Consider the following 14,787-nt stretch of genomic DNA (forward strand, 5'->3'; position numbering starts at 1 on the left):
GACCGGTCGAACGCTCGGCCATGTCCGGCCGTCTCGCGGTTGCGGTGGCGACGGCGTTGGTGCTCGCGGCGCTGGTGGTCGGCGCGCCGACGGTCGACGAACGGACCACGCCGAGCGACGCGGCCGGTGGAGCGGTCAGCGCGGGCCAACAGGGGCCGAGTAGCACCGTCACGATACAGGAACCGCCGACTGCGGGGCCGTTCGTCCTCGTCGTCTTGCTCGTCCTGATGGGTGTCGCGCTCGCCTACGGCCTGAAACAGTACGGCCGCGACGACCTGGTCCTCGCGGTGGTGACCACCGTCGTCCTGACCGTCGCGGCAGTCATCGTCGGGTCGAATCCGACCGTCGCCGGGGCGTTCCAGAATCCCGTCACGAACACGTCCGGAGGCGGTGGCCCCGCCTCGACCGGGACCGGCCCGGGGTCCCTGTGGCTCGTCGGCGTGGTCGGGTCACTCGCCGCCGTCGCCCTCGCTGGTATCGTCCTCCGCCGGGCCGTCGGGAGCGAGACGTGGACGGCGGGCGGCGACGACGGACACGCGGAGCGAACCGAATCCGCGAGCGACGACGTGCCCGACGGCGTCGCCGATGCGGCAGACCGGGCGGCCGACACGCTGGCCGACGGCGAGACGAGTGACAACGCCGTCTACCGGGCGTGGACGGAGATGACGGCGGCGCTGGACGTGCCAGACGCGGAGAGCGCGACGCCCGGCGAGTTCGCCGCGGCGGCGCGTGAGGCGGGGATGGACCCGGAACACGTCGCGACGCTGACCGACCTCTTCGAGGCGGTGCGGTACGGCGACCGGTCGGTGACCGAGGACCGAGCGCGACGGGCGGAGCGGGCGCTCCGAAACGTCGAGGGACGTGGTCAGCAGTGAGTTATCGACGCCGCGCGGCGCTCGTCGCGGGGTCGCTCGCCGTCGTCGCCGGTATCGGCCGCGTCGCGGCGGGCGGTCCGACGGGGTCGCTCAGGCCCGGGTTCGTCATCTTCGTCGGCGTGTTCGGCGTCACTCTCTCGGTGTTCGGCCTCGCGCGCGGCGTTCGAGCGGACACGCACGTCGCGGTCCTCCCGAATCCAGCGGGTCGCGACGTCTCGCCGCCCGAGAACGACGGATTCGGCGGGGGGTCGTCACGATTGGTCAAGGACTACCGCGTCGCCGAGCGACTGCGGGACCTGCTTCGGCGGGCCCTCGCCCGAGAGCGCGGCGGCGACACGGACGCCGCCGAGGACGCCATCGACGCCGGGACGTGGACGGATGACCCGGCCGCGGCGGCGGCGTTCACCGGCGATTCGGGCCGGGGCAGACGACTCCGAGACGGCGTCGCGGCCCGCCGCGCCGGAACCTCCCGACTCGGCTATCGACTCGACCGGGCGGCGGCGCGACTCCGCTCGCTGATGGGGCTGTCGGCCGACGACGCCGACCCCGAAGCGACGGCGACACCCACGTCACTCGGGACGCACGCGACGGGCCGCTGGACCGGATTTCGCGCACTGGCGCTCGCTTTCGTCGGCGTGGGTATCCTCGCTCGCCGACCCGGACTCGTCGTGGCGGGCGGCGTCGCCGTCGTCGCACTCGCGGTGCGCGCCGCCGCGCGCGTCCCCGACCCGGACCTGACGGTCAATCGGGTCATCGACGCCGACGCCCCGTCCCACGGTGACGAGGTGACGGTGCGAGTGCGGGTGCGAAACGACACTGACCGGACGCTGTTCGACTGCCGACTCGCCGACGGGGTGCCCGAGACACTTGCGGTCACCGAGGGGGCAGCGCAGGTGGCGACGGCGCTGCGGCCGGGCGCGTCGGCGACCGTCGAGTACGCCGTTCGCGCGACACGTGGGGACCACGCCTTCGACGCGCCACGGGTGGTCCTCGGCGACGCCGCGGGGACGGCCGAGCGGGTGTTCGAACCCGAGGCTACCGGCGACGCGGCGCTGTCCGTCTCGCTCCCGACGACGGACCTCTCGATGCCGGTCCGGTCCTCGACGACCCGCCACCGGGGCCGCATCGAGGCCGACAGCGGCGGCGACGGTATCGCGTTCTACGCCACTCGGGAGTACCGGCGGGGCGACCCCCTCTCGCGTATCGACTGGAACCGCTACGCCGGGACGCGCGAACTCTCGACGCTGGAGTTTCAGGAGGAACAGGCCGCGACGGTGGTCGTCGTCGTCGACGCGCGTCCGGCGGCATACCACGCGCCCGCCGACGGGTCGCTCGATACCACTGTCGACCGGGCGGTTCTCGCGGCCCGGGCCGTCGCGGACGCTCGCCTCGACGCCGAGGACACGGTCGGGGTAGCGGCGCTGTCCCCGGAACGACTGTTCGTCCCGCCGAGTGGGGGACAGGCCCATCGGAGCAGGCTGAAGACGGTCCTCGAAACCTCGTCGGCCGTCGCACCGACGCCCGCCGACGGCGAGTTCTACGTCGGCCCGACGTTCCGATGGCTCCAGCGGGAACTGCCCAACGACGCACAAGTCGTCTGCTGTTCGCCGCTGACCGACGACGCCGTCGTTCGGGTCCTCCGCTATCTCGCGGCGTACGGCCACCCCGTGACCGTCGTCAGTCCGGACCCCGGAACGCAACCCACCGCGTCGGGGACGGTTGTGGCCACGGAGCGCGTGTTCCGCCTCGCGGCGCTCCGCCGGGCGGGCATCAGAGTGGCCGAGTGGCGACACGGCGAGTCGCTCCCGGCGGCTATCGAGCGACAGCGACTGGGGTGGTCCGCGTGAGTCTGACCCGGCCGGTCGGGACCGCCGCGGTGGTCGCCGCCGCCGTCGGCGTCCTCTCGGTGGCGACGACGCTCGGCGGGCCGCTGGCAGTCCTCGGGGGCGTCGTCATCACGGTCGGCGTCGCCCGCGACGACCGGCGATTCGTGACTGCGGGCGGGGCACTCCTCGCATTCGGTGTTCTCGTGGCTGGCGTCCTCGGGACCGCGACGGTCGCCCTCGTGGTCGGTCTCGCCGCCGCGATTCTCGCGTGGGACTTCGGCCAGTACGCCTGTGCGCTCGCCGTCGGCACCGCTCCGGACGCGGTGACGCAGAACGCGGAACTCGTCAGGGTCGCGGGCGGGACGCTCGTGGCCGCCTGCGTCGTCGGCCTCCTCTCGCTCTCGGTGGCCGTCGTCGCCGTTCCCGCGGTGGATACGGTCACGGCGACGCTCCTGTTTGCCGGTATCGTGCTGACCGTCTACGGCGTCCGTTAGACGGTCGGAACCGGGACCTCGCCGAGTACGTCGGCCAGTACGTCGCGTTTCTCGACCTGTTCGACCCGGGCGTCTGGCGTCAGCACGAGGCGGTGGGCGAGCACCGGCGGGGCGACCCGCTTGATGTCGTCCGGCGCGACGAACTCACGCCCCTCGATGGTCGCCATCGCTCTCGCCGCCTCGAACAGCCGTTGGGTCCCGCGCGGCGAGACGCCGACTTCGACGCGGTAGTCCTCCCGCGTCGCGCGGGCGATAGCGGCCATGTACCTCAGCAGGTCCTCGTCGACGGTGACCGTCTCGGGAACCGACCGGAGCGCCTGCACGCTGTCGGCGTCGAGGACCGCCTCCACGCTCGGACTCTGTTCGGTTCGGCCCGCGCGCCGTCGGAGGAGTTCGACCTCGCCCTCGTCGTCCGGGTAGCCGATGGAACTCTTCGCGAGGAAGCGGTCGACCTGCGCCTCGGGGAGTTCGAAGGTCCCCTCCATGTCGACCGGATTCTGCGTCGCGAGGACGAAAAACGGCTCCGGCAGGTCGTAGGTGTCGCCGTCGACGGTGACCTGTCCCTCCTCCATCGCCTCCAGCAGGGCCGACTGGGTCTTCGGCGGCGCGCGGTTTATCTCGTCGGCCAGCACGACGTTGGCGAAGATGGGGCCGCGGGTGAACTCGAACTCCCGGGTCTGCTCGTTGAAGATGTGCGTCCCCGTGATGTCCGCTGGCAGGAGGTCCGGCGTGAACTGCACGCGCGAGAAGGAGAGGCCGAGCGCCGTCGCGACGCTCCGCGCGGTCAGGGTCTTCCCGGTACCGGGCACGTCTTCCAGCAGGACGTGCCCCTTCCCGACGACGCCCAACAGCACCGTCTCGAAGAACTCGCGGTCGGCGACGACCGCTCGCCCCACCTCCTCAAGCACCCGATTCGACATCTCGCTGGCCGAAGCAACGTCCATACACGCCCGTGTCACGCATCCGCCATATGTGTGTCTCTCCCGGTGACCCGGCGGGGGACGTGACGGCGTGGCGCACCCCTCCAGAATCGAAACGACTAAAGAGCAAACGGCGGTACGTAACGGTGAGCCGAGGTAGCCTAGCCTGGCCAAGGCGGTTGCTTCGAGAGCAACTGTCCTCACGGACTCAGGAGTTCAAATCTCCTCCTCGGCGTTTTCCACGAATCACTTCGGTGAGTGACGAGGGAACGAGAAGCAGTGCGAACGAAGTGAATGACCGTCGCCGCGTGGTTCCACTCTCCTCCTCGGCGCTTCTGCCGACGCGAACTGACGAGCGACGCCACTCGTCACCTCACGCAGACAGTTCTCTCGCCTCGCGGAGCGACTGTCGGAGGTCGAGTATCTCCATGGCCGTCTCGGCGAACTGCTGGAGCCGTCTTCGCTCGTCGGCCGAGTAGGTCCGTGGTTCGTGGTCGAGGACGCACAACTGGCCGATGACGTGGCCCTCGGGCGCGGTCATGTTCGCACCGGCGTAGGAGCGAACGCCGAGGTTCTGGATACCCTCGTTCCCCGCGAATCGCTCGTCGGCTTGCAGGTCCTCGACGACCAGTACGTCCTCCTGCAACATGCTGTGGGTGCAGACCGTCTCCTCGCGAGTCAGTCGCCCCCACTCGGCCCCGTGGCAGGAGAGGATGTTTTCGGCGTCCTCCTCGATGAGGCCGACGAAGGCGATGGGCGTCTCGAAATGGTCGGCGACGAGGTCGGTCAAGCGGTCGAAACTCGCTTCCACGGGCAGTTCGGCGAGGTCGTACCGGGCGAGCGATTCGAGGCGGTCGCCTTCGCCCTCGGGAAGGGGAAAGCCCACCTGCGCGCTGTGGCTGATAACGTCCGCGACGACCCCGCCGAGCCGCTCGGTGGCGTTCGGGAGGTCCTTGCTGAGGTACTCGGTGACGAGGTTTCCGACCGACGCGGTGTCTATCTCGCGGGGGCGCACGTCGGTGAACAGGACGCAGGGGGTCTGTGGCTGTTCGGTCCTGAGCGTCCTGAGAACGTCGAGGCCGGTCCCGTCGGCGAGGCCGTACTCCGTCACGACGCAGTCGAGTGCTGTCGTCTCGATGACGGTCGCGGCGTCGGCGGCCGACGTTCGCGTCACCGCCGTCACCGATTCGACCTCTCCGACCGCCGTCGCCACGTCGTCGACCTCGCTCTCCCCATCGACGCAGAGAACGGTTCGCTCGGTCATCTACGGATACAATCCGTGCAGGGGGAATTAAACGGACTGGTTATAGTGCCGAGGTTGACACTTGCGCCGCTCGCGGCTCACACGCCAGCGACGAGGAAGATGAGGATGCTGACGGCCATCACGGCGAGGATGAACGCGGCGGCGAGTGCGCCGCCGAGCGACACCATCGCGTTGGCGGTCGACGCCAGCGTCTCGGTGCGGTCGTTGCCGAACACGGTGACTTCGGCGGTGTCGCTCGCCATCCCGGCCTCGACGGGTTCGAGGTCGGCGACCGCGCGGTCGACGAGATCGGCGACGAGAGCGACAACGTCGGCCTCGGGAATGGCCTGTCCGACCTGATTTTCGGCCTCGACGGTGTTGACGATGTGGGTGTCGCTGGTCATCACTTCGACCGTGTCGACGCTGTCGACGGCGTCCAAGATGCGGCCGCGGAGGCCGGGTTCCATGTTGTTCCCGTCGACGAGGACGTAGGCGGTCCGGTGGTCGCCGACCTCGAAGACGCAGGTGCGGATGCCCAGCGGGCCGATTCCCTCTTTGGGAGTCCACGGCGTCTCGTCCCACGCGACGCCACAGCGGAGCGGTCCTCGCTCGGCGTCGGTCAACACCTCGCCGAGTCGACCGGTGCCGTAAATCATATCGAACGAGCGCTGACTCCCCGGGACGACGTGCCCGAGGTCGTCGCCTTCGAGTCCGTCGTTGGAGTTGTGGGCGTCGACGAGGAGGACGTTCTCGATAGCCGCCGAGCGGGCCTCGGACATCGCCGAGAGGCCGACCGAGTAGTCCACGTCGTCGGCGCATCCCGGCGCGTAGGTGGTGACGACGAAGGCGCTGTCACCGAACGCCTGTCCCGTCAGCGTCGCCTCGCCTTCGGTAAGGCGGTGGCCCGCCGTCGCCTCGTCGGTGTACTCGATGTCTTCGAAGGCCTGCTCTGCGGTGTCGAGAATCGTGTCCACTTCCTTCTCGGTGACGAGGTTGAAGTCGTGTCCGGCGGTGGCGTGGGGCGGGAACGCCAGTCCGTCGGCCGCGGCGGCCACCCGCTTGGGGAGGTTGCCGCCGCCGATTTCGCCCATCGGGCCGGGGTGAATCATCGGCAGGACGAAGCGGGCCTTCTCGGTCCCGTCGGGGCGGCGGACCGCGAGGACGGTCACCGGGACGATGGCCTCCTCGCCGATGTCCTCGAAGAACGCCTCCAGTTCGTCCGACCCCTCGGCGATGTGGCCGATGAACCCGCGCAGGAAGTCCAGCGCGGAGACGCCGAGCGAAGAGCGCCACGGTTGGTCGATGACCACCAGAAACAGCCACACGGCCAGCGCGTAGATGGCGCAGATGACCGCCAGGAGGACGAAGTCCGCGGGGATGAACCCCTGAATCTCCGGTGGGGCCTGTTCGGCGCGGGCCAGCATCTCCCGGAGCACGGGATTGTCGAGGATGAACGCCGTCGCGCCGCTGTAGACGGCGAGCAGACCCGCGGCGGCGACGGTCTGGACGCTCGCCGGGACGGCCGCCACAAGCAGTGAGTGCCGGGAGACGGCCATCAGGATGAGCAGGCGGAACGCGAAGATGGAGGCCAGCGCCACCAGCAACACGTCGAAGACGAAGTTCTGGCCGAGTCGGGGGCTCACCAGTGCGACGACGCCCGCAACCGTGAGGAACGCGATGGTGACGAGTTCGCAGATGAGCGCCAGCAGCGACGCCCGGTTCGGCGTCAACTGCCCGCCGAAGCGCCGGTCGACCCACGGAGTCACGGCGCCCGCGATGGCCGTCGGAAAGCCGATGAAGAAGACGCCCTGCCACGCGTCGTCGAGGACGAACCGCGAGTCGAACGCGGCCACGCCGGTGAGAGCGGCGATGAACAGGGCGAACGTGAGACTCGCGTACCAGTTCGGGGCCTTGAAGATGAACCGGGAGAGGCTGGCGAGGTTCCCCTGTGTGGTAGTCATTTTTTACTCACTTCGAGGCTCGATACATAAAACCAGTCGCTTGCTGCGGATTATTGTGTCGGTGCGGACTGGCGGTCACAGACGGCGAGGAAGTTCTCGAAGACGGCTTCGCCCTCTTCGGTGTGGGCGACTTCGGGGTGCCACTGGACGCCGTAGAGGTTTCGGTCGGTGTCGCTCATCGCCTCGACGCCGCAGATGTCGGACGTGGCGGTCCGCTCGAATCCGTCGGGGACTTCCTTCACCTCGTCGGCGTGGCTCGCCCAGACGCGGGTTTCGGGGGCCAGCGACCCGACCAACGGGTCCTCGTCGTCCAGAATCTCGACGGTCACGTCGGCGTAGCCGCCGTACTCCCCGCTGTCGACGCGGCCGCCGAGTTCCGCGGCGATGAGTTGCATCCCGAGACAGATGCCCAGAACCGGCACGTCGAGGTCCAGATACTCGGGGCAGTTGCCGATGTCGTCCATGTCGGGACCGCCCGAGAGGACGATGCCGTCGGCGTCGATGTCCGCGGGCGGCGTGTCGTTGTCGAGCAGTTCCACGTCCACGCCCATGTCCCGGAGCGCCCGTTGCTCCAGATGGGTGAACTGGCCGTGGTTGTCGATGACGGCGATGTGAGTCATTGGATAGTGTCACGCCACCGCGGCGTATATATCTCCTGATGCCGCGCGCGGACTCCTACAGCGACTTCACCGGCGCTCGATATACCGGAGACCGTCGAGTCGTCCGGCCGCCGGGAGGGTCACCGTCACCGTGTTCCCGTCGTCGTCAGCGTCGAACGTCACCGACCCGCCGTAGCCCTCGACTATCCACGTAATCACCCAGAGACCGACCCCCTTCGAGTGACGGAGGGGCGTCTCCTCGCGGTTGTCGAGGACGTCGAGTTCCGCCGGGGGAATGCCCTCGCAGTTATCGACGAATTGCAGTTCCACCGCCGTCGCGTGACAGGCGACGGTGACGTGAAGCCGTAGGTCGCCCTCGCAGTGTTCGACGGCGTTCTCGACGATGTTCTCGACGACGGTGGCGACCATCCAGTCGGCGTACACGACGGCCTCCTCGGGGAGGTCCACGTCGACCCGTGCGTCGGGGTCGGCCTGCCGGGCGGTCCGGGCCGCCTCGCGGACGTAGGGGACCACGTCGACGGGCCGTTGCGTGCGCTGGTCGGCCGAGCGCGCGAGGTCGATTTTGGCCGCCTTATCGGTGGTCGCGATGAGTCGGTCGATGCTCTCTCTGAGTCGCTCGGCGTGGCGTTCTGAGTCGCCGTCGACGGTGCGTTCGAGTTCGCCGAGGTGGCCGAGCGCCACGGTGAGTTCGTTGCGCAGGTCGTGACGAAGCACGCGAACGAGCACGTCGCTGCTCTCGTCGAGTCGCCGGTGAGACCGCCGGAGTTCCAGCAGCGCGCCGACGAGGATACCGCCGAATCCGCCCATCGCGACGCTGCTCGCGAGCAGGGTCGGCGTCGTGGGCGGCCCCGAGACGCCGGGGAGATAGCTGGCGATAGTGACCAGCGTCAGCACCGCCACGCCCAGACCACACCACTCGGCGACGGTCCATATCTGCTCGCCGTCTAGCCCGCTCTTGGGTAACCAGACGTGCGCACCCGCGAGCGACAGCGCCGGGAGCAATCCCGCGCCGAGAACCAACACGTTCACCGGCGTCAGGCCGAGCGTCGTCGCCGCGTGAGCGAGTAACGCGAGCGAGAGCGTCACCCCCGTGGCGACGACGTACCCGGTCCCCAGCGACTGCTTCGAAATCGCGGGGGACTTCATACGACTCCCTCTCTCGCCGGTGACGACTTAGCTATCGGGGTGGCGGCTATCACTGCTGATAATTGGACTCGTCGTCGAACCGCTCTGCGGCCGACTGAAAGCCCATCTCGGACTGTTCGCGGCTCCGTCGCCCCTCCCGTTCTGCGATGGCCTCGGGGTCAGGGCTGGCGTCGTCGTCGATGCGCGCCCACGACCCGTGGACTTTCGCGTGACACCACCGGCAGAGATACACCGTGATTTCGTGGCTGAGTGCCGCCTCGTCCGACTCTCCGTCTGGCGATTCCCCTTGCTCACCGTCCGGCCTTCCCGAGGGCCGCTCGTCAGTTCCCGCCTCGCGCGCTTCGCTGTACGAGAGGTGGTGTTCCTCCAGGAGGGGTCGCTCCTCGGAGTGGGCCATCCGCCGCTCCGCTAAGCCACAGCGGATGCACTCGCGGTCGCGGTTCCGACAGCGGAAGTGCGAACAGTCGGCCCAGTCCCACTCGGCGTCGTCGGGGTCGCCGTCAGGCCCCACTGCCGCGGGACAGCGAAAGTCCTCGGCGCTCCGGGCGTTCGCGAACGCGGGGTCGTGGTGACCGTGTTCGCGCGCCCAGCGGCACTTCCCCTCGTCGGTGACGAAGTCACAGCGGTCGACGTGGTCGTAGGGGTCGTCGACGCCGACGCTCGTCCCGCCCGGTGCCTTCTCCATGGGCGCATCTGGGACGGGAGCCACCTGAATCTGTCTGCCGCATCGCCTGACAGAATCCTTTTGTTCGCCCCGGGCATCCGGCGGCGTATGCGTATCGTCCACGAACAGGGGGGGACCCGCCGACCGCTCGCGACGACCGTCGACCGGGCCGAGTCGATGCTCGAACAGTCGCGCGGCCTCATGTTCCGCGGGTCGATTCCCGACGACTACGGCCTCGTCTTTCCGTTCGACGACGCGGGGCGGCGGTTCATCCACATGCTGTTCGTCCGGTTTCCGATAGACGTGGTGTGGGTGGCCGACGACGTGGTACAGGATGTGGCGACCATGCACCCGTGGCGGTCGTTCGGATGGGCGACGGCCGACACCGTCCTCGAACTGCCCGCGGGTGCGGCCGACGGCGTCGACGAAGGCGATAGGGTCCTCGTCGAGGCCTGAGCGGGGCCGCCGCGGTGTCCATCACACTTCCGGCAGATTTTAAAGGGTGACCGTCTGAGTATGTGGTACTATGTCGGAACACCCGACGGAGGATAGAGGAAGTCGCCGCGAGGCGGCTGGGCGTGAAATTCGTCCCACAGCGTGACGGAAGTGAACTTTCTGTGAGTCAGCACACACTGTTCGGGGACCACCCAGCGACGCGTCCCCTCGACGAGGTCGGTGAGGTACAGTTTCTGGATACGACCCTGCGCGACGGTGAGCAGGCCCCGGGCGTCTCGCTGACGCCGGACGACAAGGCGGCCATCGCGCGCAAACTCGACGCCGCGCGTATCGACGTCATCGAGGCGGGCAGCGCCTGCACCGGACCGGGCGAGCGCGAGACCATCTCGCGGGTCGCCGAACTCGACCTGGACGCGACAGTGACGAGTTTCTGCCGCGGCATCCGGAACGACATCGACCTCGCCGTGGAGTGCGGCGTCGACGGCGTCAATCTCGTCGTTCCGGCGAGCGACCGCCACGTCGAGGACAAGGTCGGCACCTCGAAAGCGGACAACGTCGACTCGACGGTCGAACTCGTCGAGTACGCCAAAGACCACGGCCTGTGGGTCGAGGTCATCGGCGAGGACGGCTCCCGCGCGGACCTGGACTACCTCGAAGAACTGCTCGGGGCGGCCGTCGAGGCCGGGGCCGACCGCATCTGCTGGGCCGACACCGTCGGTCACGCGACGCCGGACCGCGCCCTCGAATGCGTCTCGCGACTCTCCGCGTTGGGGCCGGTCAGCACCCACACCCACGACGACCTGGGACTGGCCGTGACGAACGCCCTCGTCTCTATCGCGGCGGGCGCGGACCTCGTCCACGGGACCATCAACGGCATCGGCGAGCGCGCCGGCAACGTCGCCTTAGAGGAGGTCGCCATCGCCTTAGACCACGGGTACGGCGTCGAGACGATGGACCTGACCGAGGTGTACGACCTCGCGAAACTCATCGCCAACCGGACGGGCATCCAGTTGGCCCCGAACAAGGCCGTCGTCGGACAGAACGCCTTCACCCACGAGTCGGGCATCCACACCGACGGCACCCTCAAGGACGACGCGATGTACGAACCGTACCCGCCCGAGAAGGTGGGTCGCGAGCGCCGCCTCGCCCTCGGGAAACACGCCGGGCGCGCGGGCGTGCAGGCCGCTCTCGACGAACACGACGTGGACGTGACCGACGACCAACTCGCGGACATCGTCGCCCGCGTGAAGGAAATCGGCGACCGGGGCAAGCGCGTCACCGACGCCGACCTCCTCACCATCGCGGACGAGGTGACCGGTCAAGAGAAGGACCGCCGGGTCGAACTGCTCGGCCTCACCGCCGTCTCGGGGTCGGACACCCCGACCGCGAGCGTGCGCCTCGCCGTCGACGGCGAGGAGCGAAAGGAGGCCGCCGTCGGGTCCGGCCCCGTCGACGCGGCGATGAACGCCGCCCAGACCGCCCTCTCGCATACGGCCGACGCGACGCTGGAGGACTACCACGTCGACGCCATCACCGGCGGGACCGACGCGATGGTCACCGTCGAGATAACGATGTCCCGCGGGGACGACACGGTGGCCGTCTCGGCGAGCGATTCGGACATCACCCGCGCGTCGGTTCGCGCGATGGTCGACGCGATGGACCGCCTCGTCTCCGACGAGGGCGAGACGCTGGTCGCTGACGACTGAGAGCGAAGTGGTGAACGGTCCGTAAGCGACGGAGAAGTCGCTACGCGGTCGCCTCTGCGACCTTCGAGTCGGTGATTATCGGCGTCACGATGATGGCCCCGCTGCTGTCGACCTCGACGCGACAGTCGGACATGGTGAACGTCAGCGTCGCCAGAGAGTCGCCGTCGGGGTCGGTGAACAGCCGGTCCAGAGCGTCGGGGTCGATACAGTCGTAGAGACAGTCGTCTAACTCCATTGGGTCGACGCCGTTCGCCTCCGCGACAGCGTAGATAACTACCTGGCTTGGCGGTGTCGACTTCGATAGTGTGTGAACGTGTTTCGAGTCCGTCATTAGTTCTGCTCCGTCAGTCGTCCAATATCCGTGATCGAAAAAACCCGTTCTGGCTACGTCTATTGAAGTGTTCGACACGCCGCTACGATGCATATTGTCACTATATCAGTCCTCATCTAAGACGAGTTCTAGCAGTTTGCGCTCGCCGACGCGTAAGTGTCTGTTTACTGTCGGTTGCGTGATACCAAGGAGCGAGGCGACTTCCTCGCCGGTCGTCTCCCGAGGCCAGTCGAAGAAGCCGCTGAAGTACGCCGTCTGCAACACTTCCAGTTGTCGCTCGGTGAGTCGCTCTTCGAGGACCGCGCGCAGGTTGTTCTCGGTCAGGTGTTGCGTCGAGCGCTCCCGGCGCGCGTGCATCTGGACGCTCGGATAGGCCCGCTCTAACTGCTCGACGAACGCCCGCACGTCGGTATCGGCCGCGAGGTGGACGACAGCGTCGACGTGGTTCGCCTCGGCTTCCACTTCGAGGAGTTGCGCGCCGTAGTCGAGCAGGGTCGCTGGCACCGTCGACCCGTTGACGGTGACCTCGTAGCGCCCGTCGTCGGACACTTGCGTTATCGTCTCGATGCGGCCGATTTCCCCGCCGAGCGATTCCAGGGCGAGGCCGTCGTCCGCGATGCGCAGGAACAACCGCGTGGTGTCTGCCCCACTCGGCACGACGCCCTCGCACTCGACGGGGCCGTCGAGCGATTCCGCGAGTCGCGAGAGCGTGCTCTCGGGCGTTGACAGCGACAGTTCGAGTTCGACGACGCTGTCCGTGGGATGGCGCTGGCGAGAGGCTATCTCTTGCATCGCGTTGCCGATGCTCTCGCCGAGTTCGAGGAACACCGATTCGAGGGTATCGCCGAAGGCGTCGGTCTGGTCGGCGTACACCGTCAACACGCCGTAGAGGTAGTCGTCGTACGAGAGCGGAACGCTGATTGCCGACTGGAAGTTCCGAGAGATAGCTTCCGTCCGCCAGTGTTCCTGCCGGAGGTCGTCGGTAATCGAGCGGACCACGGTCGGCTCACCGGACTGGGCCGTCTGGATCGCTGGCGGCCCCCCGTCCCCGACGGCGGACATGGAAATCGCGTCGAGGTACCCGCTCGACCGCCCGGCCCACTGCTGTGGGTGGACGGTGTCGCCGTCGCACGTCCCGACCCACGCGAAGGAGAACCAACCCGATTCGGCCAGTTCGGAGCAGACCGCCTGCTCTATCTCCTCGCAGGTCCCGGCTTCGACGAGGGCGCGGTCGACCCGTCGGAGAATCTCGTTGACCTGCTCTAGCTGTCTGAGTTCCTCGTTTCGTCGTCGCCGCTCGGCCTCCCGTTCCCGCAGGACCGTCTCGCGGTCGACCCGTGCGAGGGCCGCCTCGGCGCTACTCGTGAGGATGTCGAGCAGTTCCCGCGTTCGGGCATCGTCGTCGATGGAGGTCTGCGCGTAGAACACGCCGAACTCGTCGAGCGGGCGATAGCTGTCGCCCGTCTCCAGCGTGACTTCAGTGTCGTCGACGAACACGTCCCAGATGAGGCCGTCACCCGGGCCGACGACGGTGGGTGGCTCGTGGCCCGATGCCGTGACTCCGGACGTGTCGGTCCCAGCCGTCGCGGTCCGCCGGAGTTGGTTCTCGTGCCGGTCGAACAGGTAGATAGTCGATGCGGGAACGCCGAGTACGTCGCTAGCCGTCTCGGCGATTATCTCCGTCACCGCTTCTTTCGTCTCCGCGTGGAGGAGCTGTCGCGTCGTGTCGTGTAGCTCGCCGAGCATCTCCGCGAAGTTCAGTCGCTCGCTCACGTCCCTGACGACGCCAACCTGCCGGTGACTCCCGTCCGCGTCGCGATAGGTCGAAAACCGCGTCTCGACGGGGTGTCGCTCCCCGTCAGCCCGCTGGAGTTCGGTCAGCAACGTCCCGACGTCGCGCTCGCCGCGCCGTATCTCTGACACTATTTGGGCGGCCTCGTCGAGCGCATCCTCGTCCGCCAGCAGGGAGGCGTCCGCACCCACCAACTCCTCCTCGGCGTAGCCGGACATCGAGGCGAGGGCGCTGTTGACTGTCTCGATGGTGAACGACTCGTCGAGCGTAAACACGCCGTCGTCGATGGTTTCGATTATCCGCTCGTACTGTTCGAGTCGCTGCTCGTGACGGTATCGCGTCGTCACGTCGTGACCGACGCCGAGATACACCGTCTCGCCGTCGGAGCGGTTGCGTTCGAATGTGAAGTCCACCCAGCGGTCGTCGTCGGTGGTCGCCGACGGCGCGGTGAGCGAGGCGTCCTCGCGGTCGCAGTTCGCGTCGATGCGCTCGCGGGAGACCCCATCGAACAGCGTGTGCAGTCCCGTCCCGATAACCTGCGCCCGTGGCTGGTCGACGAGTCCCGCGAACTCCTCGTTCGCGGCGAGGACCGATAGTTCCGAACCGACGACGAGCGCCGGTGCGGGGAGCCGTGCGACGAGCGCGTCCAGTAACGCCCTCGGCGACTCGCGCGCGCTTCCTGTAGCTCCCTGCCCCGCTGAATCACTCACCGGCTTCTCCATAGCAAGGCCTCTGTGCTTGTCGGTGGAAAGC

Annotated in this window: 13 protein-coding genes and 1 tRNA gene; 6 read left to right on the forward strand and 8 right to left on the reverse strand. The window is 68.1% G+C overall.

The features are described 5' to 3' along the window. Positions 1 to 20 precede the first annotated feature (20 nt). Genes NJQ44_RS04970 through NJQ44_RS04980 form a run of 3 tightly spaced genes read left to right on the forward strand, consistent with a single transcriptional unit; the run spans position 21 to position 3,195 of the window. Entirely contained in the window at positions 21 to 875 is an 855-nt protein-coding gene (locus tag NJQ44_RS04970; RefSeq protein WP_254273578.1) for a DUF4129 domain-containing protein, read from the forward strand. Next, the gene (locus NJQ44_RS04975) at positions 872 to 2,722 is read left to right on the forward strand and encodes a DUF58 domain-containing protein (protein ID WP_254273579.1); all 1,851 of its coding nucleotides are present in this window, start codon (positions 872 to 874) and stop codon (positions 2,720 to 2,722) included. The genes NJQ44_RS04970 and NJQ44_RS04975 overlap by 4 nt, the downstream gene beginning before the upstream one ends. Beyond that, positions 2,719 to 3,195 (forward strand): DUF7519 family protein, encoded by a 477-nt coding sequence (locus NJQ44_RS04980; RefSeq protein WP_254273580.1) that lies wholly within the window; start codon positions 2,719 to 2,721, stop codon positions 3,193 to 3,195. Before NJQ44_RS04975 ends, NJQ44_RS04980 begins: the two co-directional genes overlap by 4 nt. Here NJQ44_RS04980 and NJQ44_RS04985 read toward each other — a convergent pair. Further along, positions 3,192 to 4,139, reverse strand: coding sequence for an AAA family ATPase (locus NJQ44_RS04985; protein ID WP_254273581.1), 948 nt, complete (start codon positions 4,137 to 4,139; stop codon positions 3,192 to 3,194). The genes NJQ44_RS04980 and NJQ44_RS04985 overlap by 4 nt on opposite strands. 126 nt (positions 4,140 to 4,265) lie before the next feature. Between NJQ44_RS04985 and NJQ44_RS04990 the strand changes: the two genes are divergently transcribed. Beyond that, positions 4,266 to 4,350: transfer RNA gene (locus NJQ44_RS04990), tRNA-Ser, on the forward strand. A gap of 138 nt (positions 4,351 to 4,488) precedes the next feature. Here NJQ44_RS04990 and NJQ44_RS04995 read toward each other — a convergent pair. The 5 genes from NJQ44_RS04995 to NJQ44_RS05015 form a co-directional block, all read right to left on the reverse strand. After that, the gene (locus NJQ44_RS04995) at positions 4,489 to 5,379 is read right to left on the reverse strand and encodes a GAF domain-containing protein (RefSeq protein ID WP_254273582.1); all 891 of its coding nucleotides are present in this window, start codon (positions 5,377 to 5,379) and stop codon (positions 4,489 to 4,491) included. Positions 5,380 to 5,456: 77 nt separating this feature from the next. Next, complete coding sequence (locus NJQ44_RS05000) at positions 5,457 to 7,319, reverse strand: DUF2070 family protein (RefSeq protein ID WP_254273583.1); 1,863 nt, start codon at positions 7,317 to 7,319, stop codon at positions 5,457 to 5,459. 50 nt (positions 7,320 to 7,369) lie between these two features. Beyond that, positions 7,370 to 7,939, reverse strand: coding sequence for a GMP synthase subunit A (locus NJQ44_RS05005; RefSeq protein WP_254273584.1), 570 nt, complete (start codon positions 7,937 to 7,939; stop codon positions 7,370 to 7,372). 66 nt (positions 7,940 to 8,005) lie between these two features. Next, positions 8,006 to 9,085, reverse strand: a complete 1,080-nt coding sequence (locus NJQ44_RS05010; protein ID WP_254273585.1) for an ATP-binding protein — start codon at positions 9,083 to 9,085, stop codon at positions 8,006 to 8,008. A gap of 49 nt (positions 9,086 to 9,134) precedes the next feature. After that, a complete protein-coding gene (locus tag NJQ44_RS05015; RefSeq protein ID WP_254273586.1) occupies positions 9,135 to 9,770 on the reverse strand; it encodes a DUF7097 family protein in 636 nt (211 codons plus the stop codon). A gap of 87 nt (positions 9,771 to 9,857) precedes the next feature. Between NJQ44_RS05015 and NJQ44_RS05020 the strand changes: the two genes are divergently transcribed. Next, positions 9,858 to 10,205: a DUF192 domain-containing protein gene (locus tag NJQ44_RS05020; RefSeq protein ID WP_254273587.1), complete on the forward strand. Its 348-nt coding sequence runs from the start codon at positions 9,858 to 9,860 to the stop codon at positions 10,203 to 10,205. 161 nt (positions 10,206 to 10,366) lie between these two features. After that, the gene (locus NJQ44_RS05025; RefSeq protein ID WP_254273588.1) at positions 10,367 to 11,911 is read left to right on the forward strand and encodes a (R)-citramalate synthase; all 1,545 of its coding nucleotides are present in this window, start codon (positions 10,367 to 10,369) and stop codon (positions 11,909 to 11,911) included. Between the two features lie 40 nt (positions 11,912 to 11,951). On the opposite strand, the gene NJQ44_RS05030 is transcribed toward NJQ44_RS05025, so the two are convergent. Together NJQ44_RS05030 and NJQ44_RS05035 are read right to left on the reverse strand one after the other, a co-directional pair. After that, positions 11,952 to 12,335, reverse strand: a complete 384-nt coding sequence (locus tag NJQ44_RS05030) for a HalOD1 output domain-containing protein (RefSeq protein WP_348533076.1) — start codon at positions 12,333 to 12,335, stop codon at positions 11,952 to 11,954. A gap of 12 nt (positions 12,336 to 12,347) precedes the next feature. Further along, positions 12,348 to 14,744 (reverse strand): bacterio-opsin activator domain-containing protein, encoded by a 2,397-nt coding sequence (locus tag NJQ44_RS05035; RefSeq protein WP_254273590.1) that lies wholly within the window; start codon positions 14,742 to 14,744, stop codon positions 12,348 to 12,350. Between the last annotated feature and the right edge of the window lie 43 nt (positions 14,745 to 14,787).

The sequence above is a fragment of the Haloarcula marina genome (assembly GCF_024218775.1).
Classification (GTDB): Archaea; Halobacteriota; Halobacteria; order Halobacteriales; family Haloarculaceae; genus Haloarcula; species Haloarcula marina.

Bases quoted from the DNA above. Each gene is read 5' to 3' on its own strand.
- NJQ44_RS05030 (WP_348533076.1), bottom strand. From the start codon at position 12,335: ATGCATCGTAGCGGCGTGTCGAACACTTCAATAGACGTAGCCAGAACG.
- NJQ44_RS05015 (WP_254273586.1), bottom strand. From the start codon at position 9,770: ATGGAGAAGGCACCGGGCGGGACGAGCGTCGGCGTCGACGACCCCTAC.
- NJQ44_RS05005 (WP_254273584.1), bottom strand. From the start codon at position 7,939: ATGACTCACATCGCCGTCATCGACAACCACGGCCAGTTCACCCATCTG.
- NJQ44_RS04985 (WP_254273581.1), bottom strand. From the start codon at position 4,139: ATGGACGTTGCTTCGGCCAGCGAGATGTCGAATCGGGTGCTTGAGGAG.
- NJQ44_RS05010 (WP_254273585.1), bottom strand. From the start codon at position 9,085: ATGAAGTCCCCCGCGATTTCGAAGCAGTCGCTGGGGACCGGGTACGTC.
- NJQ44_RS04995 (WP_254273582.1), bottom strand. From the start codon at position 5,379: ATGACCGAGCGAACCGTTCTCTGCGTCGATGGGGAGAGCGAGGTCGAC.
- NJQ44_RS05020 (WP_254273587.1), top strand. From the start codon at position 9,858: ATGCGTATCGTCCACGAACAGGGGGGGACCCGCCGACCGCTCGCGACG.
- NJQ44_RS04970 (WP_254273578.1), top strand. From the start codon at position 21: ATGTCCGGCCGTCTCGCGGTTGCGGTGGCGACGGCGTTGGTGCTCGCG.
- NJQ44_RS05000 (WP_254273583.1), bottom strand. From the start codon at position 7,319: ATGACTACCACACAGGGGAACCTCGCCAGCCTCTCCCGGTTCATCTTC.